The organism is Hydrogenovibrio thermophilus (assembly GCF_004028275.1).
GTDB classification, from domain to species: domain Bacteria; phylum Pseudomonadota; class Gammaproteobacteria; order Thiomicrospirales; family Thiomicrospiraceae; genus Hydrogenovibrio; species Hydrogenovibrio thermophilus.
This window is the reverse complement of record NZ_CP035033.1, coordinates 1,771,676-1,797,002: the sequence shown is the minus strand read 5'-3', so window position 1 is coordinate 1,797,002 and position 25,327 is coordinate 1,771,676. Positions and strand designations below refer to the sequence as shown.

17 protein-coding genes are annotated in these 25,327 nt (G+C 52.1%); 11 read left to right on the top strand and 6 right to left on the bottom strand.

Translation table 11 applies throughout. The annotated features are described in order from the left end of the window. Positions 1-32: 32 nt before the first annotated feature. Entirely contained in the window at positions 33-2,108 is a 2,076-nt protein-coding gene (locus EPV75_RS08435; RefSeq protein ID WP_128385091.1) for a TonB-dependent receptor domain-containing protein, read from the bottom strand. A 354-nt stretch (positions 2,109-2,462) separates the two neighbouring features. Between EPV75_RS08435 and ilvA the strand changes: the two genes are divergently transcribed. Continuing rightward, the gene (gene ilvA / locus EPV75_RS08430; protein ID WP_128385090.1) at positions 2,463-3,986 is read left to right on the top strand and encodes a threonine ammonia-lyase, biosynthetic; all 1,524 of its coding nucleotides are present in this window, start codon (positions 2,463-2,465) and stop codon (positions 3,984-3,986) included. A gap of 83 nt (positions 3,987-4,069) precedes the next feature. On the opposite strand, the gene EPV75_RS08425 is transcribed toward ilvA, so the two are convergent. Then, complete coding sequence (locus tag EPV75_RS08425; RefSeq protein WP_128385089.1) at positions 4,070-4,651, bottom strand: 5-formyltetrahydrofolate cyclo-ligase; 582 nt, start codon at positions 4,649-4,651, stop codon at positions 4,070-4,072. A 346-nt stretch (positions 4,652-4,997) separates the two neighbouring features. Beyond that, a complete protein-coding gene (locus EPV75_RS08420) occupies positions 4,998-5,258 on the bottom strand; it encodes a cell division protein ZapA (protein ID WP_225972296.1) in 261 nt (86 codons plus the stop codon). Between the two features lie 384 nt (positions 5,259-5,642). Between EPV75_RS08420 and EPV75_RS08415 the strand changes: the two genes are divergently transcribed. From EPV75_RS08415 to EPV75_RS08390, 6 genes are all read left to right on the top strand, one after another. Continuing rightward, positions 5,643-6,212 carry a UPF0149 family protein gene (locus EPV75_RS08415; protein ID WP_029938452.1) on the top strand — a complete coding sequence of 190 codons (570 nt, stop codon included), beginning with the start codon at positions 5,643-5,645 and terminating at the stop codon, positions 6,210-6,212. Then, positions 6,212-7,528, top strand: coding sequence for a Xaa-Pro aminopeptidase (pepP, locus tag EPV75_RS08410; protein ID WP_128385088.1), 1,317 nt, complete (start codon positions 6,212-6,214; stop codon positions 7,526-7,528). Before EPV75_RS08415 ends, pepP begins: the two co-directional genes overlap by 1 nt. Before the next feature lie 41 nt (positions 7,529-7,569). Beyond that, positions 7,570-8,760 (top strand): UbiH/UbiF/VisC/COQ6 family ubiquinone biosynthesis hydroxylase, encoded by a 1,191-nt coding sequence (locus tag EPV75_RS08405; protein WP_128385087.1) that lies wholly within the window; start codon positions 7,570-7,572, stop codon positions 8,758-8,760. Then, positions 8,757-9,995, top strand: coding sequence for a UbiH/UbiF/VisC/COQ6 family ubiquinone biosynthesis hydroxylase (locus EPV75_RS08400; RefSeq protein WP_225972295.1), 1,239 nt, complete (start codon positions 8,757-8,759; stop codon positions 9,993-9,995). The genes EPV75_RS08405 and EPV75_RS08400 overlap by 4 nt, the downstream gene beginning before the upstream one ends. Before the next feature lie 15 nt (positions 9,996-10,010). Then, positions 10,011-10,979: a potassium channel family protein gene (locus EPV75_RS08395; protein ID WP_128385086.1), complete on the top strand. Its 969-nt coding sequence runs from the start codon at positions 10,011-10,013 to the stop codon at positions 10,977-10,979. Between the two features lie 143 nt (positions 10,980-11,122). Beyond that, positions 11,123-12,088: a LysR family transcriptional regulator gene (locus EPV75_RS08390; RefSeq protein ID WP_127119503.1), complete on the top strand. Its 966-nt coding sequence runs from the start codon at positions 11,123-11,125 to the stop codon at positions 12,086-12,088. 130 nt (positions 12,089-12,218) lie between these two features. On the opposite strand, the gene EPV75_RS08385 is transcribed toward EPV75_RS08390, so the two are convergent. Together EPV75_RS08385 and EPV75_RS08380 are read right to left on the bottom strand one after the other, a co-directional pair. Then, positions 12,219-13,631, bottom strand: coding sequence for a PhoH family protein (locus EPV75_RS08385; RefSeq protein ID WP_029938446.1), 1,413 nt, complete (start codon positions 13,629-13,631; stop codon positions 12,219-12,221). Positions 13,632-13,671: 40 nt separating this feature from the next. Continuing rightward, positions 13,672-14,148, bottom strand: coding sequence for a peroxiredoxin (locus tag EPV75_RS08380; protein ID WP_029938445.1), 477 nt, complete (start codon positions 14,146-14,148; stop codon positions 13,672-13,674). A gap of 194 nt (positions 14,149-14,342) precedes the next feature. Between EPV75_RS08380 and dapA the strand changes: the two genes are divergently transcribed. The 4 genes from dapA (at position 14,343) to EPV75_RS08360 (ending at position 22,488) form a co-directional block, all read left to right on the top strand. Next, positions 14,343-15,203: a 4-hydroxy-tetrahydrodipicolinate synthase gene (gene dapA / locus EPV75_RS08375; RefSeq protein ID WP_192893972.1), complete on the top strand. Its 861-nt coding sequence runs from the start codon at positions 14,343-14,345 to the stop codon at positions 15,201-15,203. 4 nt (positions 15,204-15,207) lie between these two features. After that, positions 15,208-16,398 (top strand): hypothetical protein, encoded by a 1,191-nt coding sequence (locus tag EPV75_RS08370; protein ID WP_128385085.1) that lies wholly within the window; start codon positions 15,208-15,210, stop codon positions 16,396-16,398. Positions 16,399-16,475: 77 nt separating this feature from the next. Next, the gene (purL, locus tag EPV75_RS08365) at positions 16,476-20,351 is read left to right on the top strand and encodes a phosphoribosylformylglycinamidine synthase (RefSeq protein WP_128385084.1); all 3,876 of its coding nucleotides are present in this window, start codon (positions 16,476-16,478) and stop codon (positions 20,349-20,351) included. Positions 20,352-20,580: 229 nt separating this feature from the next. After that, entirely contained in the window at positions 20,581-22,488 is a 1,908-nt protein-coding gene (locus tag EPV75_RS08360) for a 5'-nucleotidase C-terminal domain-containing protein (RefSeq protein ID WP_029938441.1), read from the top strand. Between the two features lie 150 nt (positions 22,489-22,638). Here the strand turns inward: EPV75_RS08360 and lon are convergent, their stop codons facing one another. Next, positions 22,639-25,281, bottom strand: coding sequence for an endopeptidase La (gene lon, locus EPV75_RS08355; protein WP_225972294.1), 2,643 nt, complete (start codon positions 25,279-25,281; stop codon positions 22,639-22,641). Positions 25,282-25,327: the final 46 nt, after the last annotated feature.

The following is a 25,327-nucleotide window of genomic DNA, read 5'->3' as shown; positions in this document are numbered from 1 at the left end:
CTCCTTTTGGGGTTTACGATTTCCGTTCTGGATTAAAACTTGGCCGTGACCTTCGCCCAGAAGTTACGCCCCGGTTCATTATACTTGTATACGCTGGAACCTTCGGTAATATCATAGTTCAAGTGGTCATAATAGGCCTGATCGAACAGGTTGTCCACACCGGCTTTGACAATCCAGTTGCGGTTGATTTGGTAGCCGCCGAAAACATCCACCGTGCTCCACGCCGGCGTGTTGCCGTAATCGGCGGTTGGCGTGTAGTCTTTGTCGATTTCGGTTTGCTCCAGTGCGAAATTGAAACGCCCGCCGACGTGCCAGTTACTCGGTTGGTAGGTGGCGCGCAATTGGCCGGTCGGTGCCGAAATCATCGCGATATTACGGTTGTCGGTGGTGTTGCGACCTTGGGTGATGCTGAACTGCCCGCCGAAGGTCAAAGCGTTGGTCACGGCGTAATCCGCTTCCAGGTCAGCACCGTACAGGTCCGCATCGACGTTGACGTAGACTTCACCGTTGGTGGTCTTGACACCATTGTTTTGCTGGTTGGCGGCCAAATCCCGCAAAATGTAGTTATTGACGCGGTCATACCAGACGGACGCATTCCACTGCAAGGTGCCGGTCTGTTGACCGACGCCGAGGTCGATTTGATTGTGCTCTTCCGGCTTGATGTTCGGGTTGCCGACCCAGGAACTTGGGCCGGCCGCCTTAGACATAAAACGCTCGGTGGCATCCGCAGTACGCATGGTGCGGCTGGCCCCCAGGTACCAGTTATAACCGGCGCCAAAACGGTTTTCCAGGCGAATCAAACCGTTGAAATTGCCTTCGCTGGCCGAGTCTTCCCCGTCGTAATCCGAGTAGGTGTTGTTATAGACGTTGCTCGGTACGTTGGCGGGCGCACCGGATGGCGCGTCGTTTGTTTTATCGGCTTTGGCGTACACATCATCGTAACGCACGCCGACAATCAAATTGGTGCTCGGCGTGAATTCGGTATTGGTTTCGGCAAACACGCTTTTGGTGGTGTTGGTAACGTCCGGCCACATGTAGTTCAAAGACGTGTTCGGATCGACGTAACGGTTCCATAAAGTGGCGTCCTTATTGACGCTTTCATATTGTACCCCGTAGTCGACTTGAGTATTACCCACCTGGCTGGTCAATTTGATTTTGGCACCGTTGGTTTCGGTGGAGGTCGGTGTTTCGCGCAACATCATTGGAGAAGGCGGTGTCCTCAGGTCATAGTTGTTCATGGTGTGGTCGACGGTGGAACGGTATAGGTCGACATCCACATCGGCAATGGCGTCGGACAACTGACGGCCTTCATACTGTAAGCGCAGCATGGTGCCTTCGGTTTCCGGGGCATCCATGGCGGCACCTGGGTACAAGGCATCTTCGGTACGGCTTTTCTCGGCCGATAATTTCAGGTGATGGTGTTCGCTCGGTGTCCAGCCTAAGTCCACATGCCCTTGGTTGGTGTTGTAGCTGGATTTGACGATGTCGCCGTTACCGTCCGTGTAGTTGTTGGCGTCCTTACGGGAGCCTTGTACAACCACATACCCTTCTTGGCCGACCGCGCGGACGGTGGCATCGGCTTCATAGTTCATGACATTGGATTTACCGACGGTGATTTCACCGGAGACCAATTTGTTCGGGTCGTATTGCGGTTTGCTACGCTTGAACAGAATCGTACCGCCACTGCCGCCCGCACCTTGTGTCACGGTTTTTACGCCGCGGATGACTTCGATTTCGTCATAGGAGGAGACTTCGGCGTAAGAGGATGGCGGGTCCATTCGGTTCGGGCAGCCGCCGGCGATTTTGGCGCCATCCAGCAAAACGTTTAATTGGGAATATTGTTGACCGCGAATTTGCGGGTCCAAACCATGACCGCCTTTACGGGAAGCATTGACGCCGTTGATTTCGCGCAACACCGCACCGGTTTCGCTGTTCCCCGTGTTCAGCAAGGATTCGGTGCTGACGGTATCGGATTGCGGGGTGATGTCATCCTGAGCTTCCACGGTGATTTTTTCCAGTTTGGCGGTTTCGGCCGCCATGGCTGTTGGAATAAACGCCGACGAGGACAGGGCGCTGAGGATGGCGAAATAAAGCGGTGTAGGCTTCATGGTTGGGTTCCTTAAGTTAAGGTCAGAATCACACTCTAAACGGTGGGTGTCTGACGAAAGTTTTTAGATTTATAATTTCGACGTATTGTATGTAAGAATTCGTACCAGACTCTTGAGAGACTTTGCTTAAGTCTGGCGATAGGCTGGTGGAAAAATTGAGAGAGTCTTAACCCTACGAAATTTATGGAAAAATGTGACCGGCTTGTCTCAGAAATCACCAGGCCTGGTCGTTTTGGAATTCCTAATGGGATTTCAAAACGGCGAAGGCTGGCTTTGATATAATCGAGCTTTGTTTTTCGATTAGGTATCGGCCTGGTCGATATTCGAGTTGAACCAACGCTGTAAGGATGCACCATGCCAGAAACCATATTACGCCGTGTTTTGAAAGCGCCCGTTTACGACGTGGCGGAGCAAACGCCTTTGGAGAAGGCGCCGCTGATTTCTCAACGCATGCGCAACAATATCTGGTTGAAGCGTGAAGACTTGCAGCCGGTGTTTTCGTTCAAGTTGCGCGGCGCCTATAACCGACTGTATCAACTCACCGACGACGAAAAAGCCCGTGGGGTGATTGCGGCGTCCGCCGGTAACCATGCGCAGGGCGTTGCGTTGTCGGCGACCAAAATGGGCATTAAAGCCACCATTGTGATGCCGCGCACTACGCCGATGATTAAAGTCAATTCGGTACGGAATTTCGGCGGGGAAGTGGTGTTGCACGGCGATGCTTACGATCAGGCCGCGGCGCATGCCGCCAAGCTGTGTGAAGAAAACGGTTACACCTATATTCCCCCTTACGATGATTTGGACGTCATTGCCGGCCAGGGCACGATTGCGCTGGAAATGTTGCGTCAAAGCAAACCGTTTGATGTCATTTTCGTACCGGTGGGCGGTGGTGGCCTCATTGCCGGTGTGGCGGCGGTGATAAAACAAGTTTCGCCGGAAACGCGTATTGTGGGGGTGGAGCCGGAAGACGCCGCCTGTATGACCGAAGCCTTGAAAGCCGGTGAACGGGTAAAACTGGATTCCGTCGGCATCTTTGCCGATGGTGTGGCCGTGGCGCAAGCCGGTGAGATTCCGTTTCGCATCGCGCAAACCTGCGTGGATGAAATGGTGACTGTCAAGACAGACGAAATCTGCGCCGCCGTTAAGGATATTTTCGAAGACACCCGTGCCATTGCCGAACCGGCGGGAGCGCTGGCGTTGGCGGGTATGAAAAAGTTCGTTGAGGAAAAAGGTGTGGCCGATAAAAATATGGCGGTGATTGTCAGTGGCGCCAATATGAATTTCGACGGCTTGCGTTACATTTCCGAGCGGACGGAAATCGGCGAAAAACGCGAGGCGATTTTCGCGGTCACGATTGACGAGCGTCCGGGCAGCTTTAAACAGTTCTGTGAATTATTGGGCGACCGCCGCGCCATCACCGAATTCAATTACCGTTATTCGGACGCCAATAAAGCGGTGGTGTTTGTCGGGGTGCGGACCGAAGGCGGCCAGGCCGAGAAGGATCAGTTGGTCAAACAATTGCAAGCCTGTGATTACCCGTTGGAGGATTTGAGCGACGATGAAATGGCGAAGTTGCATTTGCGCTATATGGTCGGCGGTCATGCCAAAGGCGTGGAGAATGAATTGCTGTATCGCTTCCAGTTCCCGGAGCGCCCGGGGGCTTTGTTACAGTTCTTGATTAAAATGAGTGAAGAATGGAACATCAGCTTGTTCCATTACCGCAACCACGGTGCGGCGTATGGCCGGGTGTTGGTTGGGGTGCAGGTGCCGCCGTCGCAAATCGAGCAATTCGAATCCTATTTACAGAGCCTCGGCTATCGCTTCTTCCCGGAACAGGATAATGTGGGGTATCAACTGTTTTTACGACCGATTGAATAAGCAGCCTGTCATCTAATATATTTAGTATGTTATTTAATAAAAAACGCCCAGGCCTGGGCGTTTTTTGGTTTCAGGGGTCGTGTTCAACGAAACCGGTACAGGTGCTTTTCGCTCACCAGGCCTTCCAACGGAATGTCCCAGGGTTCGCTGGGAATGGATTTCACTTTTTGACATTCGTGGGCCCAGCCGATGAGCTTGGGGCGAGAATGCGCGCTTGGCAGCCAGCGTTTGAATTGAAACGTTCGGTCATAAAAGCCGCCGCCCATGCCGATGCGATGGCCTTGTTCGTCAAAACAGGTGAGCGGCATTAAGACGACATCGAGTTGATTGCCGGTCAAATGCTGATGGTTCGGTATGTCCGGTTCCAGTATGCCGAATCGATTGGGTGCCATGGGGGTGTCCGGTGTGTAGCGGGCAAAGGCCATGTGGCGTCCGCGCAAGGTTTTCAAAACCGGTAAATAAACGTGATGATGGCTTTTCCAAAGCTGGTGGGTCAAAAGTTCGGTGCTGAGTTCGCCGTCTTGGGATAAATACACCGCAATGCGTTTCGGGCGTTGCAGCCAGGGGCTTCGTAGTAAGCGAGCCGTTGCGAGGCGAGCGTGTTCGAACTGTTCTCTTGGGGTGAGTTGGTTGCGCTGTTGGCGGCAGGATTGTCGTAAATTCATATCAGCCGGTAATCTCGGATTGGATAAAAGCGCGACCTTGACGACGTTGTCAATAAAAAGGAACGGACTAGGCCATTTATCCCTGAACCGTAAAGTTCAGGTGGCAGCCTCCGCTAAAGACTTAGGCTTCTCGGACATAAGCGAGATGCTCACCGTCTAAAGTTTCTGGCCCCGAGATCATAGCTATCGGCAGGGGATTTGAACCTAGCCCGTGTGAATACATTATAACAATTTATAGGGCCATTGATAGGGGGAGGTTGGCTTTTCTTGATTGGATGTTTTGATGGTAGCGCGAAGAGGGATTAACCGCTTCTATCGCGTCGCGTTTCAGTTGCAATGGAAGAGGTCAGTTGTTTGATGGTGAGTCCTGGCTACTGGCGATTTGTGTCATGGCATCTTCCAGTTGGTCGTCCAAACGCAGGCAGTACTGAGTGGTGTCCTGCTTCATTTGCAGATAGTCGTAGCATAGATTCAAGGCGACCATCAGGACTTTGCTTTCGCCTTTCAGAGTGGTGACTTGATCCAGCTTGTCTTCCAGCATGGTGGCGGCTTCAATCAGTCGCTCGCGGTCTTCCGGTTCGCAAGGCACTTCAAACGTGTGGTTCATTAAAGATAACGTTAGCATGACAGTTCTCTCATCCAGTTGAATTCAAAGTGGCAACAGCCGGGTATCCGAAGCGCAATGGCCTGTCGTCGGTAAAGCGAGGCCCGGATTGTTTGGCGGCTTGTCGTTGTTTTCGCCGCTCATTTATATGGTACGCATTTCAATCGGGTTTGTCACCCGGATTTCGCCGCCAAAATCCGGCGTGACGTTTGGCGACGGATGCGTTCATCTTGGTTGAATGTATCGCTCATGGTATGATTCCCGTCATAAGGCCCGGCATGCGCTGAGTGTATGCGGAACGTGTGCTGGAACAGGCGAAATCATCGCTTTGAGCATGCCGGACAATCACTTTTTTATCACCGACGACTCAATAGGACTGAACCGAATATGGATTTTGATCAACTCAACGAGGCTCTGAAAGCCCACCCGGAATTGGAATCACCTTCTTTTTTGCAAGGTATGCTGGTGGGGTTGATGTGCGGCGATTCGGACTTGAAGGAAGCGGTCTGGATTAAGCGCATTTTGGAAGAAGCCGAGGTCAAATCCGTGAAAGAAAACTTGTTGGTGCAGTTACACGAGTTGTATTTGGAAAGTAACAAAACCTTGAACGGTTCCGGTTTTGAGCTGACTTTATGTCTGCCGGAAGAAAACGAAGAACTGGCCTGGCGGGTGGCGATGCTCGGACAATGGTGTGAAGGTTTCTTATATGGCATGGGCTTGGCCGGTCAATCGGAGCAAAAATTAAAAGGCGATGTGGCCGAACTGTTCCGTGATTTCGGCGACATTGCCCGTATTGAAATCGACGGTTTGAGTGAGGCCGGTGAACAGGAAGAATCGGATTTTATGGAACTGGTCGAATTCGTCAAGATTGGTGTCCTGACCATTAATGAAGAGTTGAATCCGGTGGAAGGTTCACCGATTATGATGCAGGACGCGCCGACGGATACTTTGCACTGATGACACAGGATTTCACACCTTTTATTGAGCGCCGCCAAACCCTATTCGACCAGCTTCCGGACCATTCGGTGGCGTTTGTGTCGGCGGGCGAAGAACAGATTCGCAATCGCGATGTCGAATACCCGTTTCGTCCAGCGTCGGATTTCTTTTATTTGACCGGCTTTGCCGAGCCCGACAGTGTGTTGGTGCTGGTCAAGTCCGGTGAGCTCCGGCAAACCCACTTGTTTTTACGGCCCAAAGACGAAGAGCAGGAGATTTGGCAGGGACGTCGTCTGGGCGTTGAGGCGGCGGCCTCTTTCTTGAAAATCGACCAGGCCTGGTCGATTGACGACTTTGAAGAACAGATGAATGAACTGGTGGAAGGGGCCGTCCATCTGGTGTTCAGTTTCGCGGAACTGGCGCATTGGTCGGATTGGGTGTCCGGCTGGATCGGCGCGCAAAAAGCCAAAGCCCGTAAAGGGGTGCAAGCGCCAAGCCGATTGCAAGACCTGGATACCATTTTGCATGAAATGCGGTTGTTTAAATCCGCTCGGGAAATCGAATGGATGCGTGAAGCGGCGCAAATATCGGTGGCCGGGCATTTGGCCGCCATGAAAGCGACCGCGCCGGGGCGCTACGAATATCAGGTGCAGGCGGAACTGGAAAACGGTTTCAAGCAGTCGGGGTCGCCGCGCGTCGGCTTCAACAGCATTGTGGCGTCCGGAGAGAATGCCTGTATTCTACATTACACCGAAAACGACGCCCGTATCGAGGACGGTCAACTGGTGTTGATTGATGCCGGAGCGGAGTACGCCGGTTATGCCGGGGACATTACCCATACCTTCCCGGCCAATGGCCGTTTTACCCCGCCGCAAGCCGAGTTGTATAATTTGGTATTAAAAGCGCAACAGTCGGTCATTGATGCGATTCGGCCCGGCGTGCCTTACAACCGTTTGCATGAAATCTCGGTCGAGGTGTTGACCGAAGGATTGGTGGCACTGGACATTTTGACCGGCACGGTTGACGACTTGATTGAACAGGAAGCTTACAAAGCTTTCTTTATGCACGGCACCGGTCATTGGCTGGGCATGGACGTGCACGATGTCGGCGATTACAAACAAGACGGCGAATGGCGTTGCCTGCAACCGGGCATGGTGCTGACCGTGGAGCCGGGGCTGTACATCTCCGAAACCGCCGAATCGGTGCCGGACGCCTACCGTGGTATCGGTATTCGCATTGAAGACGATGTGGTGGTGACCGAGCAAGGGCATGAGGTGTTGACGCAAGGCTTGCCACGCACGGTGGCCGAAATTGAAAGCTGGATGGCGCAGCGTTAACGGGGTCTCTTAAGAATCAACTGCATGAGAGGAAACAAGGCATGGCGACGAATCAAACCGATGTATTGATTTCCGGGGGCGGACCGGTGGGGTTGTTGCTGGCCATCGGTTTAGGGCAGGCGGGACAGCAGGTTGTCGTGGCGGAAAAAAATGCCTTTGAAAAGGGCGAAACCGGTTCCTTCGACGGGCGAGTGCTGGCTTTGACCTATGGTTCCGTTCAAGTGCTGAAAACGCTGAATATTTGGCCCGATCTGGAGTCGATGACCACGCCAATCGAGCATGTTCATGTGTCGCAAAAAGGTTATTTGGGCCTGACGCAATTGCACGCCGATGAGATGCGTGTTCCCGCTTTGGGGTACAGTGTCACCGCATCCGACCTCGGACGTGTTTTGTGGCAAACCGCTCAAAATACGCCGAATGTGACGCTGCTGTCCGAGTCAGGCCTGGTGGATTTATCCATTCAAGGCAATCGTCGTCGAGCGGAGTTGAATACGCCGGACGGGATGGTCGAGTATGAAGCCGGTTTGGTGGTCGGGGCCGACGGCACCGAATCCACGGTGCGCAAATGTCTGGATTTACCCATCGAAATCAAGGCGTATGAGGCCTTCGGCGTGATTGCCAAAATTGAAACCGAACAGCACCCGAATGGCTGGGCATTCGAACGATTTACCGAACAAGGGCCGGTGGCCTTATTGCCAATGCACGGCCATGAAAGCAAAGCGGTCTGGGTGGTGCCGAAAGACGACATCGAACGCGTTCGAGCACTGAATGATACCGATTTTATGCAAGCCTTTGCGGCCCGTATGGGCGAACGCTTGGGCGCTTTTGTCAAGGTAAGCGAACGGGTCGCTTATCCGTTGACGGAAACTTATGTACCCAGGTTTTACGCCGAGCGAGCGGTGCTGATGGGCAATGCCTCTCACACCCAACACCCGGTGGCGGCACAAGGCTTGAATCTGGGGATTCGGGATGTGGCGGTATTTCTGGAAATGATGCAAGACCATGATGTGGAAACCACAGATGTGGGCGATGAGGCTTTCTTGGCGTCCTATGCCGATGAACGTGCCCGTCATCACGAAAAAATCATGGGGCTGACCGATGGTTTGATTCAGCTGTTTCAAGTGGAATCGCCGGTGGTCGGGCACATGCGCGGTTTAGGCTTAATGGCCATGAACGCTTTGCCCGGATTGCGGAAACGCTTTACTAAAATGACCATGGGAGTCTCATCGTGACAGAGTCGTCAAAACCAAAAAATACGCCTACGCAAACTGACGTGGTGATTGTCGGCGGCGGCATGGTTGGCGCGACGGTGGCATTGGGGTTGGCGCAAGCCGGCTTTGACGTCACCTTGTTGGAACGTCGGGCGCCTTCGTTGGAATGGTCGGATGACGCGCCTTATCAAACCAGGGTCAGTGCCCTGACGCGGGCTTCGGAAAATATTCTTAAGCGTTTGAATGCCTGGGCAGGCATCGAACGTCGTCGCTGTCATGCATTTACCGATATGCACGTTTGGGAGTCGGTGTCCGATGCCGAAGTGCACTTTGATGCGCGTGATGTGCAAGAACCGAACCTGGGGTATGTGGTCGAAAACAATGTGATTCAAGCCGCGCTTTGGGAGCAGATACCGGACTACCCGAATCTGCATCTTATCGTCGGCCAAACTCCGACGGACTTGATTCTGGAAAACGACCAGGCCTGGCTGATCTTGGATAATGGGGTTCGCTTGCAAGCCCGTTTGGTGGTGGGCGCGGATGGTGCTTTGTCGAAGACGCGCGATATGGCCGGAATTGCGGTTCAAGAGCATGATTACCAGCAATGTGCCGTGGTCGGTTGCGTGAAGACCGAGTTGTCGAACCAAGACACCTGTTGGCAGCGCTATCAAGCGGAAGGGCCTTTCGCTTATCTGGCGATGGACAATAATATGAGCTCTATTGCCTGGTATCTGCCGGTCGAACAAATGCAATGGGCGTTATCGTTATCGGATGACGCTTTTGCGGCCGCCATCGCCGAAGCGTCGGGTCATAAGCTGGGAGAAGTCGTTGAAGTGGGGGAGCGTTCGGCCTTCCCGTTGGTGCGCCGCCATGCCGAGCAATACGTCAAACCGCATTTTGTGTTGGTCGGGGACGCCGCGCATACCGTTCATCCGCAAGCAGGTCAAGGCGTGAACCTGGGGTTGCTGGATGCGGCCGCTTTGGTGGAGGTGCTGACGGAGGCGAAGCAGGCCAATCCGGAACATTGGGATCGATTTGCCGTATTACGCCGTTATGAGCGTTGGCGCCGCGGCGATAATGTCATCGTGCAACGATCAATGGAAGGATTTGACTGGCTGTTCAAACAGGATCAAGGTTTGAAAAACCAATTCAGACAATGGGTGTTGCCCTTGGCGGATCAGGCCAAGCCGTTGAAGCGCTGGTTGATGAGTCAGGCGTTGAATGGCCGGGAAGTTTTACCGGCCTTGGCTAAATAACGGAATGGTAAAGGTATGAATTTAAAAGCCATTATCGGGGTCGAAGGGGTCAGTCAGGTCGAAAGCGCCAGAGCGATTCAGGTCGGGCGTTATTTCTCTTATGCCGTCTTTGCGGCCTTGTTGGTCGTGGTGGTTCAGTTGGTGCTGGATTATGCCGATCGCGGTCGTGACAGTATCTGGATTTCGGCCTTGGTTTGGGCTGTGTTTGCTTCCGAACTGGTGGTGAACCTGTGGCTGGTGCGCGATAAAAAACGTTATTTACTGCACAACTGGTTGAATGTGTTGATTGTGATACTGGTGTTCCCGTGGATCGATTACGGCGGCAACTGGGCCGCAATTTTCCGGGCCTTGCGGTTGTTGCTTTTCCTGCGCGTGATGTCGGATGTCTTCATCGATGTCGTGGCGCTGTTGAGGCGCAACAACTTTGGCGTGGTGCTGGTGGTCTATGTGGTGTTTGTGGTGATGTCCGGCGCCATTTTCGCCGTCCTGGAAGACACGACCTTTTCAAACGGTGTCTGGTATTCCCTGGTGACGGTGACGACCATCGGTTACGGTGATGTGGTGCCGGTGACTGAAAAAGGGCGTGCGTTTGGCACGGTTCTGATCGTGTTCGGTGTGGTGTTGTTTTCCTTGGTGACGGCGAATATTTCCGCTTTTTTGATTGGCGCCGAACAGAAAGAGCGTGAAAAGGAAATCCTGAAAAACGTCAAGCTGTTACAAACCCATTTGGATAAGCAAACCGAGATGAGTAAGGCTCACATTGATGAAGTCTTACAGAAGGTTTCCGAAAGTGTTGAAGAGGTTGAACGTCGCATGAAGGTGTTTCATACCGAAAATATCGGGCACGGTTTGGATAAACTGGATGTGAAACGCCGCGAAGAACACGACAATTTATTGCACCAAATTCGCCGTGAAAACGAGCGGACTTTAGCCGAGGTTAAGTCTCTGGTGGATGATTTGAAGAAAGATAAAAAAATTCAATGATTTCATCAGGTAATATTTTAAAGCATCTCATAATATAAGGTGGGGTGGGGGCTTGGCTATAAAATAAATTTTGACATTTTTCAGTGATAGAACTATAGTCTAAAACACTAAAAAAATTTATAGACGACAAAGGCATTTTAAGAATGGCTGACAGACGGCTTCAAGTATTTTACACGGTTGCGAAAGTATTGAGCTTTACTAAGGCAGCAGAGACCCTTCACATGACCCAGCCTGCGGTCACCTTCCAAGTCAAACAACTTGAAGAATTCTTCAACACCCGCTTATTCGACAGGACACACAACAAGATTACGCTCACCGAGGCGGGCAAGATTGTGTATGACTATGCCGAAAAAATACTCGACCACTACGAGAAGATGAACAGCGAAGTGAGGGAGCTCACCGGTGAGGTGACGGGCAGTCTTCTCATCGGGGCCAGTACCACCATTGCCGAATATATGCTGCCAAGCTTGCTGGGCGCCTTCAAAAAGCAATTTGAAGACGTCAATATCCGTTTGCAGGTTGGGAATACCGATGCCATTGTCGCCATGGTTGAAAACAATATGATCGACTTGGGCGTGGTGGAAGCGCCGGTTTACAACAAAAACCTGGAAGTCGAAGTCTGTCGTTTGGATGAGATGGTGTTGATTGTGCCGGAAGGACATCCTTTGTCGAACCGTGACAAAATTTCCGTCGAAGACATGCGTAAGTACCGTTATATTTCCCGAGAGGAAGGTTCCGGTTCGCGTTCGGTCATCGATAATTACATCCGTGAACAAGGGTTGAGTTATTCCGATTTGAATGTGGTCATGGAGCTGGGCAGCCCGGAAGCCGTGAAGATGGCGGTGGAATCGGATGTGGGGATTGCCATCGTTTCCCGTACTACCATCGTGAAAGAGATGAAGCTGGGTACCCTCAAGGCATTGCCGTTGGATCCTCCGTTAACGCGTCCTTTCTCTCACGTGCGTCAGAAGCACAAGTTCCGTCATCGTGCCGTGGGCGAGTTGCTGGATTTTGCCGTGGATTACTGTAAAGAGAAAGCCGTTGAACAAGGTTTCCAGTTGCCGACGGAAGAGGACATGAAAAAGTACACTTCTCGCGGACAGAGTTGATTGCTTCGTTCCGTTAAGTCGGAACGCTTGATAAAAAGCCGATAATGACCAGGCCTGGTCATTATCGGCTTTTTTGTTTTCGGGGTTTGTAATGATAAAAAGGCGGGTGGAATAACCCGCCCGAAAGGCTTTACAGGTTGTCGGAAGCGTATTCCGCCAAGCGAGAACGTTCACCCTGTCTCAAAGTGATGTGGGCGCTGTGCGGCCAGTATTTAAAGCGGTCGACAATGTAGGTCAAGCCGGTGGTGGTTTCGGTCAGGTAGGGAGAGTCAATCTGTCCGATGTTCCCCAGACAAACGATTTTGGTGCCTTCGCCGGAGCGGGTGATGAGGGTTTTCATCTGTTTGGGAGTCAAGTTCTGGGCCTCGTCGAGGATGATGAATTTATTCTGGAAGGTGCGTCCGCGCATGAAATTCAGGGACTTGATTTTAATGCGTTTGTTCAGCAATTCCTGAGTCGATTCCTTTTCCCAATCGGTGGCATGGCCATCGGATTTGGTCAGGACTTCGAGGTTATCCATCAATGCACCCATCCAAGGCGTCATTTTCTCTTCTTCCGTGCCCGGTAGGAAGCCGATATCGTCACCGATTGGAATAGTGGCACGCGTCATGATGATTTCATTATAGATGCCTTCATCCAGCGTCTGCTCGAGCGCCGCGGCCAAGGCCAGCAGGGTTTTCCCCGTCCCGGCGGTGCCGAGTAGCGAAACAAAGTCGATTTCCGGATCCATCAGGAAGTTCATGGCCATGTTTTGTTCCTGATTGCGGGCGGTGATGCCCCAAACGCTGTTTTTGGATTGCTCGAAGTTGTGCATATATTCCAAAACCGCCGATTGGTGATCCACCTTGCGCACGATCGCGCTGAAACCGGATTCGTTTTCGCTGATCAGGCATTGGTTGGGAAACCAGTGCAGGTTGTCGTCGTTGATTTCCAGTTCGTAGAAGGTTTTGTTGTCTTCCTGCCAGGACTTCATTTTGCTGAAATTTTCTTCGAAAAAGTGCTCCGGCAGAACTTCCCAGCCGGTGAACAGTAAGTCGGCGTCTTCCAAAACCCGGTCGTTGTAATAATCTTCGGAGTGCAACCCGACCGCCGACGACTTGATGCGCATGTTGATGTCTTTGGTGACCAGGGTGACGTTGCGGTTCGGGTAATGTTCTTTCAGAGCCAGACCTGTTTGCAGGATATGGTTGTCGGCTTTGTGGCTGGGTAAGGATTCCGGTAGGCTAGCGATGAGCGGTTCGGTTTCGAAGAACAGTTTGCCTAGATGTAATGTTTCCGATTCTTTATTGGGGTGAATGCGTTCCAGATCAAGCCCGGCCTTGATGTCGTCAAAGCTGGCGTTGCTGATGATCTGGTCGATGAGTCGGTTGGTTTCACGGACGTTTCGGGAGACTTCCGACATCCCTTTTTTGCCGGCGTCCAGTTCTTCCAGTACGGTCATGGAAATGAAAATGTCGTGTTCTTCAAAATTGAACAGCGCCATCGGGTCATGCATTAAAACATTGGTGTCGAGAATGAATAATCTGTTTGGACTGTTGGTCATCGATGGAATCCTATGGTATACGTGGCAAGTCGCCGGTTCGTTATTCTGAAAGGGTTTTGAGTGTGTCCATGACCTCCTTGACGTGTTCTTTGACTTTCACTTTGCGCCATTCGTGAATCAGCTTGCCTTCCGGGCTAATGAGAAAGGTGCTGCGTTCAATGCCCATGTATTCGCGGCCGTAATTTTTTTTCAATTTGATGACGTCGAAGATGTTACATAAGGTTTCGTCCGGGTCGGAAATCAAATCGAAAGGAAAGTCGAATTTCGCTTTGAAATTTTCATGCTTGCGAATCGAGTCTTTGGACACGCCGAAAACCTGTGCGTTGAGCTGTTTCAGTTCTGCATAAGCGGCGCTGAAATCCTGGCCTTCCGTGGTGCAGCCTGGCGTATTGTCTTTGGGGTAGAAGTAGAGAATGGTGTAATGGCCGGAAAAGTCGGAATCGGTGATGGTGCGGTCGTTGGTGGCGGGTAAAGAGAAAGCGGGGATGCTTTCACCCAGTCGTGCTTTGTCAGTCATTTTTTCTCCTTTTTGTAACCAGTATGCAGGGTTTGAAAAAATTGTTCAATGAAAAAATTATGAAAAGATGACGACACCTTTAAAAGGGCATGAGAGGCAAAATAATCGCTTGAAGAAAAGGGGGTTAGAAGGTAATATTACTCTTTTGTTTTTACATTCATTTTTTGGAGAAAATCATCGTGTTTAGAGGGAGTATGGTTGCCTTGGTCACGCCGATGAAGGCGGACGAATCAGTGGATTTTGATGCGCTTGAAAAATTAATCGAGTTTCACATCAAATCCAAGACCAAGGCCATCGTCGCCATGGGCACGACCGGGGAATCGGCCACCTTGGACTTTGAAGAGCACCGTGAAGTGGTGCGTTTTGTGGTCGATAAAACCGCGGGGCGCATTCCGGTGATTGCCGGTACCGGCGCCAACTCCACCACCGAAGCCATCGAACTCACCGAGTATGCCAAAGATGTGGGGGCAGATGCGTGTCTTTTGGTCACGCCTTATTACAACAAGCCGACACAGGAAGGTTTGTATCTGCATTACAAAAAAATCGCCGAAACCGTCGATATTCCACAAATTCTCTACAATGTGCCGGGGCGAACGGCTTGCGACCTGTTGCCGGAAACCATCGGGCGCTTGGCGAGCATTCAAAACATTGTCGGCGTGAAAGAAGCCACCGGCGATGTTGGTCGTGTGGCGCAAATCAAAGCGTTGGTTGGCGATGATTTCGACCTTTATACCGGTGATGACGGGACTGCGGTCGATTTTCTGTTGGCCGGTGGGCATGGCGGGATTTCGGTAACGGCGAATGTCGCGCCGCAACGCGTTTCCGAAGTGTATGATGCCGCCGTTGCCGGCGACGCTGAGAAAGCGCGTGAATTGGATGCGCCTTTAACGGAGTTGCACAAAGCCTTGTTTGTTGAAGCCAACCCGATTCCGGTGAAGTGGGCGATGATGGAAATGGGGCTGATGGGTGGCGCCATTCGCTTGCCGTTGACACCGCTGTCTGAAAAGTATCATGAAGTGGTGCGTCAAGCATTGCGAACGGCAGGAGCCCTGTAAACGAATGAAATTGAAGACCTTTTCGCAAAAACTGTTGAATGCCGCCGGTTATGGCGTGCTGATCGTCGGCTTGCCGACCCTGATGGCAGGGTGTTCTTCCACCCCATCCAGTGGTCAAAATGCCAAAGAAGTGCTCGACTATGATGCCGATACCGACTATCGGAAAACCGAAAAATCCCTCTCCCAAGATTTGGAGGTGCCGCCGAATTTGTTCGCGCCGGCCAAACGCCAAGACCGATTTGATGTCACCTTGCAAAACACCGCCAATCAAACCGCTCAAGAAGAGTATCGCTATGTGCCGACTTATCGCGCCGATAACCTGAGCGTGAAATCCAATTTGTCCGACCGTTGGTTGGAAATCAAAGGCATGAGAAGCGAGAAAGTCTGGGATGGCACCAAAGCCTTCTTGGAATCGTTGGGCATGCCGATTGCGGAAGCGCGAAAAGATACCGGGTTCATTCGTACCGAATTTGTACCGCGTAAAGAGCTGGTGCCGCTCGATGACCAAGGGCCTTTGACCAAACTGCTGAACAGCTGGCGTCCTGAACAGGCTGAAGGCTTGTATGATCGTTTGATTGCGCAGGTTGAGTTCGATAAAGAACGTCAAGTCACGAAAATCTATTTCCACCATTATATGGTTGCCGATCCGGACGCAGCGGAATCGGCCAACGGTTCCATGGTGGTGTCTTCGGGCTGGCGCATTCGCCCGTACAACCCGATGGTTGAAGCGGAAGCGATTTATCAGTCGATGATTTTCTTCGGCGCCTCGCAAGAAGAATCGTTGAAAGCGGTTGAGTCGACCGAAGGGTTGGTTTCCGTTGAAGGCGAAGACGAATATGAAGGATTGCGTGTGAAAGCCGACGCTTCCGAAACCTGGAGTTATTTGAAAGCGATGTTGTACCGTGCCGACTGGCATTATGACCGTATCAAGGCGGACACCCGCGAGGTATGGGTCAAGGTTCCGGAAGAAGCTCGAAAAGAGAACACCTTGATGTCCAAGCTGGCTTTCTGGCGTGATGATAAAGAGGCCGGGAAATACCTGCCGGAAATTGTGAAATTCTCAGTGACATCCTTGCAAGAAGACGGTGTCACCAATGGCAGCTTGTTGAAAGTCGAGGCCCCGGAAGGCATGGAACCTTTGACGGCTGAGAAGCGCCATTACATCTTCCAATCGCTGGGCCTGTTGGCCGAATAGGACCGATTCGAATTCATTCAAAATTGTTTTAAGATTGCCCTTGGTGTTTCCGAGGGCTTTTTGTATAGGAAAAAAGTATGCACGTTATCTGGGGAAAATCCGCTCATTCCGATTACCGTTTGAATCAATTGCTCAATCAGCTGTCTGACAAAGACGCGATTGCGGGATTGGCTTCACAGTATGTTTATTTCGTCGATTTGAACGACGGTGTTGCGGACTTGAGCGCCGGTGATTGGGCCAAGTTGCGTGTGTTGCTGAACGGCTCCGACGCGGTTTTGGACGAGCAGGGTGAAAACGGCTGCATCATCACGCCGCGCCTGGGTACGATTTCGCCCTGGGCTTCCAAGGCGACCGATATTACCCATACGTGTGGCTTGGATGGTGTTCACCGTATCGAACGCGGTATTGTCTATTATCTGAAAGGTGTCGACGAATCGGCGCGTCAAATGATGGTGACCGAATTATACGACCGCATGATGGAACAGGTCAGTTACGACGTGACGACGCTGGAAGGTCTGTTCTCGCATCAAACGCCGAAGCCGTTGAGCACGGTTGATGTGCTGGGTGGCGGACGGGATGCCTTGGCTGAGGCGAATGGCGCCATGGGCTTGGCGTTGTCGGAAGATGAAATCGATTATCTGGTTGAAGCCTTTAACGGGTTGCAACGTAATCCGTCCGATGCCGAATTGATGATGTTCGCGCAAGCGAACTCAGAGCACTGTCGACATAAAATTTTTAATGCGGATTGGACCATTGACGGTCAGGATAAACCGAACTCCTTGTTCGGGATGATCCGTAATACCTATCAGAAAAATCCACAAGGGGTCTTGTCCGCTTACAGTGATAACGCGGCTGTGGTTGAAGGTTATCAAGCGACGCGTTTCTTTCCGGATGCCGAAAATCGCCGTTATCAGTACTGCGACGAAAATGTCCACTTTCAAATCAAGGTGGAAACCCATAACCACCCAACCGCCATTTCACCCTGGCCGGGTGCGGCAACCGGTTCCGGTGGCGAGATTCGGGATGAAGGTGCAACCGGTCGCGGTTCCAAGCCAAAAGCCGGTTTGACCGGTTTTACCGTCTCCAATTTGAATATTCCGGGCTTTGAACAGCCTTGGGAGCGCGCTTACGGCAAACCGAACCGTATTGTCTCCGCGTTTGATATTATGATTGAAGGCCCATTGGGCGCGGCCGGATTCAACAACGAATTCGGTCGTCCGGCCATCAACGGCTATTTTCGTACCTATGAAAATGCATTGATTACGCACGAGGGTGAAGAAATTCGCGGTTATCACAAGCCGATTATGTTGGCCGGTGGTCTTGGGAACATCCGTGAAATGCACATCGAAAAGAACGATATTCCGGTGGGCGCCAAACTGGTGGTGCTGGGTGGTCCGGCGATGTTGATCGGTTTGGGCGGCGGTGCCGCGTCTTCGGTGGACAGTGGTGCCGGTTCCGAGAATCTGGATTTTGCTTCCGTTCAGCGTGAAAACCCGGAAATGGAAAGACGTGCCCAAGAAGTCATCGACCGTTGTACCTATTTAGGAGAGAAATCTCCGATTGCGTCCATTCACGATGTTGGGGCCGGTGGTTTGTCGAACGCTTTCCCGGAACTGGTGAACGATGCTGGCAAAGGCGGTCGTTTCCAATTGCGTGATGTGCCAAACGACGAACCGGGTATGTCGCCGATGGAAATCTGGTGTAACGAATCCCAGGAACGTTATGTCATCGCCATCTATCCGGACCAAATCGAACAGTTTGAAGCGATTTGCCGCCGTGAACGGTGTTTGTATGCGATTGTCGGTGAAGCCACGGCGGAGCAGAAGCTGGTGGTCAACGATACCGAGTTCGATAATAACCCGGTTGATATGCCATTGAATGTATTGCTGGGCAAGCCGCCGAAAATGCACCGTCAGGTGGAATCCCGTCGATTGCCGCAACCCGGCTTTGAGCCGGCGGTATTGGACTTCAACGATGTGACCGAACGTTTGTTGAAACTGCCGACCATTGCCAGTAAAAGTTTCCTGATCACCATCGGTGACCGTACCATCACCGGGATGGTGACGCGCGACCAAATGGTCGGACCTTGGCAGGTTCCGGTAGCGGATGCGGGTATTACCTGCTCCGATTATCAAGGCTATACCGGTGAAGCGATGGCATCCGGCGAACGTCCGCCTGTGGCGTTGATTAATCCGAAAGCCTCGGCGCGTTTGTCGATTGCCGAAGCGATTACCAATATCGCCTGTGCCAAAATCGAGAAAATGAGCGATATTAAGATTTCCGCCAACTGGATGGCGGCGGCGGGTCACCCGGGCGAAGATTCCGCCTTGTATGATGCCGTGGAAGCGGTCGGGCTGGAATTGTGTCCGGCCTTGGGCATCGCCGTGCCGGTCGGAAAAGATTCCATGTCGATGAAAACCGTCTGGCAGGACGGCGACGAATCCAAGTCGGTGACGTCGCCGGTGTCGTTGAACATCACCACCTTTGCACCGGTGCAGGATGTCCGCAAGACGGTCACGCCGCAATTGCGTACCGGTTTGGGTGACACCAAGTTGTTGGCGATTGATTTGAGCCGTGGCCAGAACCGTTTGGGTGGCAGTTGTTTGGCGCAGGTTTATAACCAAGTCGGTGATGTGGCGGCGGATTTGGATTCCGCTGACGATCTGTTGAAGTTGTTCGATTTCGTTCAAGCGTTGATGGCCGATGATTTGATGCTGGCGTACCATGACCGTTCCGACGGCGGTTTCTTGATTACCTTATTGGAAATGGCGTTTGCCGGACATTGTGGTTTGACGTTGGATACCACCGCTTTGGGCGATGAACCGGTGTCCGCTTTGTGTGCCGAAGAAGTGGGGGCGGTCGTTCAGGTGTCTGCGGATGACGAAGCGGTAATTGCCGGACTGTTGGAAGCGCACGGCTTGGCCGAGATGGCGCATTGGATTGGTACGACCAATAACGACGATGCCATTCAAATTTCCGCGCACGGTCAAACGCTGTTGAGTGGAAACCGCAAAACTTACCAGGCCTGGTGGTCGGAAACCAGTTATCGCATGCAAGCATTGCGTGATAACGAAGCCTGCGCACAGCAAGAATTCGATGCGATTCAGCAAGACGCCAACACCGAGATCCGCCCGGTCGTGACGTTTGATCCGAGTGAAGACATCACCGCAGGGTTCAATCCTGCTCAGCGTCCGAAGGTGGCGATTTTGCGCGAACAAGGGGTGAACGGCCAGCAGGAAATGGCTGCGGCATTCGACCGTGCCGGTTTTGATGCGATTGACGTGCACATGTCGGATGTCTTGTCCGGCGAAGTGGCGTTTGACGATTTCCGCGGTTTGGTGGCGTGTGGCGGCTTCTCTTATGGAGACGTTTTGGGGGCCGGCCGCGGCTGGGCCAATTCCATCCTGTTCAACGACACGGCGCGTCAGACCTTTGAACAATTCTTCCAGCGTGAAGACACCTTTACCTTGGGGGTCTGTAACGGCTGTCAGATGTTGTCGAACCTGAAAGAAATCATTCCGGGCGCCGAGCACTGGCCGGCGTTCGTTCGTAACCGTTCCGAGCAGTTCGAGGCGCGCTTCTCGTTGGTGGAGATTCAAGAGTCGCCATCGATTCTGTTGCAAGGCATGGCCGGTACGCGTATTCCGGTTGCGGTGGCGCACGGTGAAGGGCGTATGGACTTCGGCGACGGTTCCGCGGCGGATGTATCAGGCCTGGTCGGTTTGCGTTATGTGGATTCGGCCGGTAATCCAACCGAAGCCTATCCTTTCAATCCGAACGGTTCTGAAGGTGGTATGACCGGCTTGACCACGCAGGATGGCCGAGTCACCATTATGATGCCGCATCCGGAGCGCGTGTTCCGTACGGTACAAAACTCTTGGCACCCGGACGATTGGCAGGAAGACGCACCTTGGATGCGTCTGTTCCGAAATGCGCGGAAATGGGTCGGTTAAGAACCCGATGAAAAGCTGGGTAAAAATGCCCAGCCAACCAGTAAATCAGGAAGTGCTAATATAAAATAAACCTATTATTGATAAATAAAATTTTATCAATCATCATTTTAGTTTATTTGACTTTTCAGGGCGCTTTCCATTAATGTTACACAACTTTATTTTTTGCTTTTGTTTCGGGCAGGATATCCGCCCGAAATCGTTTTTTAAATTTCAAACGGAGTAGGACAATATGTCTTTAAATCGTCGTGAATTTCTTCATGTAATGTCTATGGCTGCCGCCGCCGGGATGCTTCCTGGTACAGCGAAAGCGATGTCTTCAAGCCCAAGCAAGGGATCCGCTGTCTCTTCCGATATGTACAACGTTCCGATGAAAGGGAAAGTACGTTTGTTGCACCTTACGGATACACACGCGCAGTTAAAGCCGATCTACTTCCGTGAACCAAACGTGAACCTGGGGACCGGTCCTGCTTACGGTAAATTGCCGCATGTTGTCGGTCACCACTTGTTGAAAGAATTGAACATCCCAGAAAACACGCCTTTGGCGAATGCCTTCACTTACCTGAACTTCCAGGACGCTTCCGAGCAATACGGTAAAGTCGGTGGTTTCGCGCACGTTAAGACTTTGTTGGACAAGTTGCGTGAAGCGGCCGGTGGTCGTGAAAACACTTTGACAATGGACGGTGGTGACTTGTGGCACGGTTCCGGTACGGCTTTGTGGACACGCGGTCAGGACATGGTGGAAGCCTCTAACCTGATCGGTGTTGACATTATGACCGGTCACTGGGAATTCACTTATAAAGAAGACGAAGTCCTAACCAACCTTGGCAAGTTCAAGGGTGAGTTCTTGGCGCAAAACATCCGTATCAAAGAAGATTCTTTGTTCGGTGACGCTTACCGTGAAATGACGGAACGTCATAACGGTTTGGGTATGTATGACGAAGACGATGCGCGTCCGTTCAAGCCTTACACGATTAAAATCGTTAACGGTGAGCGCATCGCGGTTGTGGGTCAAGCTTTCCCACGTACTGCGAACGCCAACCCACAATCCAACTTCCCGGATTGGTCTTTTGGTCTGCGTGAAGATGCGTTGCAAGAAACCGTTAACCACATCCGTGAAAACGAGAAAGTCGCGGCGGTCGTGATGATTTCCCATAACGGTATGGACGTGGACATCAAAATGGCATCTCGCGTCAGCGGTATCGATGCGGTCTTCGGTGGTCACACTCATGACGGTATTCCTAAGACCATCAACGTCAAAACACCTGACGGTGGTGTGTGCTACGTCACCAACGCCGGTTCTAACGGTAAGTTCGTTGGTTGTATGGATTTGGATATCCAAAACGGTAAATTGAAAGGCGTCGACTACAAATTGTTGCCGGTTTTCTCTAACGTATTGGCGGCCGACGAAAGTGTTAAAACCTTCATCGAACACCTAGGTACCAAAGTGTACAACAAAGACATCGTTGAGTCTCGTGACCCAGCGCGTGCTTACAACAAAGAGCGTCTAGGTAAGACTTACGACGAAATCCTAAATGAAGAATTGGCTGTGGCGGAAGATACTCTATACCGTCGTGGTAACTTCATGGGGACGTGGGACCAAATCATCGTAAACTCTCTACGTGAAGAGCATGACACGCAAATCGCTATGTCAGCGGGTGTACGTTGGGGTACCTCCGTACTGGCGGGTGAAACCATCACGATGGCGCGTGTTATGGATGAAACGTCTATGACTTACGGTGAAACCTATAAGTCTGAAGTGACGGGTGCACAAATGAAAGATATCCTGGAAGGTATCTGTGAAAACCTATTCCAAAAAGACCCATACCTGCAATCTGGTGGGGACATGGTTCGTCTGGGTGGTATGGACTATACTTGTGAACCAAACGCGACTTTGGGTAACCGTATCTCTGACATGCGTTTGGACGACGGTACACCGCTTGAAGCCAGCAAAACCTACACGGTTTCCGGTTGGGCGCAAGTGGATTCCGTGGGAGACGGCCGCTTGATGTGGGACGTTGCTGCGGATTACCTACGTAACCACAAAAACGACATGAAGCTGAAGAAAGTGAACCATCCTAAGTTGGTTGGCGTGAAAGGCAACCCAGGTATCGAAGCATACCCAGGTGAAATGGCTTAATCGAATGATTTGAGTCAAATCAAAAAGCCCGCATAAGCGGGCTTTTTTTATGGGCGTTTCAGATGGCACAACAGTTTGTCTAGCCTAAATTCAGCATATAAAAAAACCACCAGGCCTGGTGGTTTTTGCGTTTTCGAAGCCGACGGTTAATTAAGAGACCGAATCGCCGCGTTTGTCGGTTTCGGTTTCCGCAGTTGCGGACGGCGCTTTAGTCAAATAAGCCTTCAGGGCTTTGGACTTGCTGCGAATCTGGAACGTCAGTTTCGCCACGTCGTCAAAATGTTTGGCAAAGTGAATGGTCACACCTTCTTTCAGGTAATCCGGCAACTCATCGTAATCCTTGCGGTTTTCTTCCGGCAGGATAATTTCACGAATGCCGATACGGCGCGCCGCAATCACCTTCTCACGAATCCCGCCCACTGGCAACACCTGTCCGGTCAAACTCAGTTCCCCGGTCATGGCCAGCGGCTTTTTGATCGCTTCGTCGCGCGCCAATGACAGCAATGCCGTCGCCATGGTGATACCGGCACTTGGCCCGTCTTTCGGCGTGGCGCCATCCGGCACGTGCAAGTGGACGAATGCCTTATCGAAGAATTCCGGATCGGCCTTGTACTTATCCAGGTTAGACGCGATGTAGCTGTAAGCGATGCTGGCGGATTCCTGCATCACCTCACCGAGTTGACCGGACAATTTGAAGCCTCGGTTCAAGGTATGAACACGACTGGCTTCGATGGTCAGGGTGGCGCCGCCCATGGAGGTCCAGGCCAGGCCGGTGACGGTGCCGATTTGCAGATTGGTTTTTTCCGGTGAGAAACGCGGTTGACCCAGCATGGATTCCAAATCGTTCACATGAATGGTGGTCTGTTCCAGTTCGCCTTTGACGAAACGAATCGCCAGTTTACGAATCAGCTTCGCCAACTGCTTTTTCAGGTTCCGCACACCGGCTTCCCGCGCATAGCCCTCAATGACATGACGGATGGTGGCCGGGGTGATCTGCACCTGTTTTTTATCCAAACCGGCTTCGTCCAGTAAGGTTGGCCACAGATGGTGTTTGGCAATTTGTACTTTCTCTTCGGTGATGTAACCCGACAGGCGAATCACTTCCATACGGTCCAACAACGGGCCGGGAATTGTATCCAGCGTGTTGGCGGTACAGATGAACAAGGCTTTCGATAAATCGAAGCGTACGTCCATATAATGGTCCATAAACTCGGTGTTCTGTTCCGGGTCCAGCACTTCCAAGAGCGCCGAGGCCGGGTCACCTTGATACGAAGAACCGATTTTATCGACCTCATCCAGCATGATGACCGGGTTGGCGGTGCCGCAATCTTTCAAGGCCTGTACGAATTTTCCCGGCATGGCGCCGATGTACGTGCGGCGGTGGCCCTTGATTTCGGCCTCGTCGCGCATCCCCCCGACCGAAAAGCGATAGAATTTACGCCCCAGCGTATCGGCAATCGAGCGGCCGATGGAGGTTTTCCCCACGCCCGGCGGCCCGACCAGGCAGATGATGGAACCGGAAATTTCGCCTTTCAACGCGCCCACCGCCAAAAACTCCAGAATACGGTCTTTGACGTCGCTCAGGCCGTCGTGGCCTTTGTCGAGAATTTTCTTGGCACGTTTCAGGTCGAGCTTGTCTTTGCTGTACTGTCCCCACGGCAATTGCGTCAACCAATCCAGCCAGTTGCGCGCCACGCCGTATTCCGGTGATTGCGGGTCCAGCATATTGATTTTGTTCAATTCCTCTTCGGACTTTTGTTGGGCTTCGTCCGACAGGGCCAGCTTTTCGATGCGTTCCTGGAAGAGGTCGGCATCGGCGGTACGGTCGTCTTTGACCATGCCCAGTTCTTTTTGAATTTCCTTAAGCTGCTGATGCAGGAAAAACTCACGCTGTTGTTGCGTCAGGTTTTCTTCCACGCGTTCGCGAATATTGAACTGCAACTTGGTCACTTCGATTTCGTGCTTGAACAGGTTCAGTACCTTCTCCAGGCGCTCGCTCAAATCCAAGGTGTCGAGCAAGTCTTGCAGTTTCTCGTTGCTGGCGGCTGTCAAGCTGGCGGCAAAGTCCGCCAGGTGATGTGAGTCGGATGCGCTGTAACGGTTCAGGAAATACTTCAGTTCTTCGCTGTACAGCGGGTTCAGCGGCAACAGTTCCTTGAAGGCATTCATAATCGCCAGGCCGTAGGCTTTGTATTCGCTCGGGTTGGCGTTGCGGATGTCGGACGGATAGGTCACGCGTGCACGGTAAGGCGGCGCTTCATGAATCCATTCGCTGATTTGGAAACGGCAAATGCCCTCGGCAATCAATTGAATGTAATCGGGTTTGATTTTCGGATCGTGGATGCGCACCAACGTTCCGGTTTGGGCGAAGTCGTCCGGCACCGCTTTGAAGTGATCGTCGGTATCGACATAAATGATGCCGATGTATTGGATCTTGTTGTCGATAACGCTTTGGATGGTATCGTGCCAAATGTCCTTGTCCAGAATGATCGGCAGTGTCTGGCCTGGGAAAAATGGGCGCTCTTTGACCGGCAGCAAGAACAAGGCTTCCGGGCGTGACATATTCGCTTTCACCAGCATGTGTGCCGAGTCGTTCGGCTTGTCGCCGTCATGCGCGATGTGCTCGCCGTCCAGGGCATCGCCGCCGTCGACCGCTTCCGATTGGGCGTACTCGTCGGTATGGTCGACGAATTCGCTGAAGGTAATTTCCTCGTCGTTCATTTCCGGGTTGTCGTCCTCAAGTGCTTGAGCGAGCAAGTCTTTCAGGGCATTTGCATCATCGTGTTTTGTCATATCACTCGTATCTTTTTGAAATTCGATGTTGTGTTAATAGGGGGCA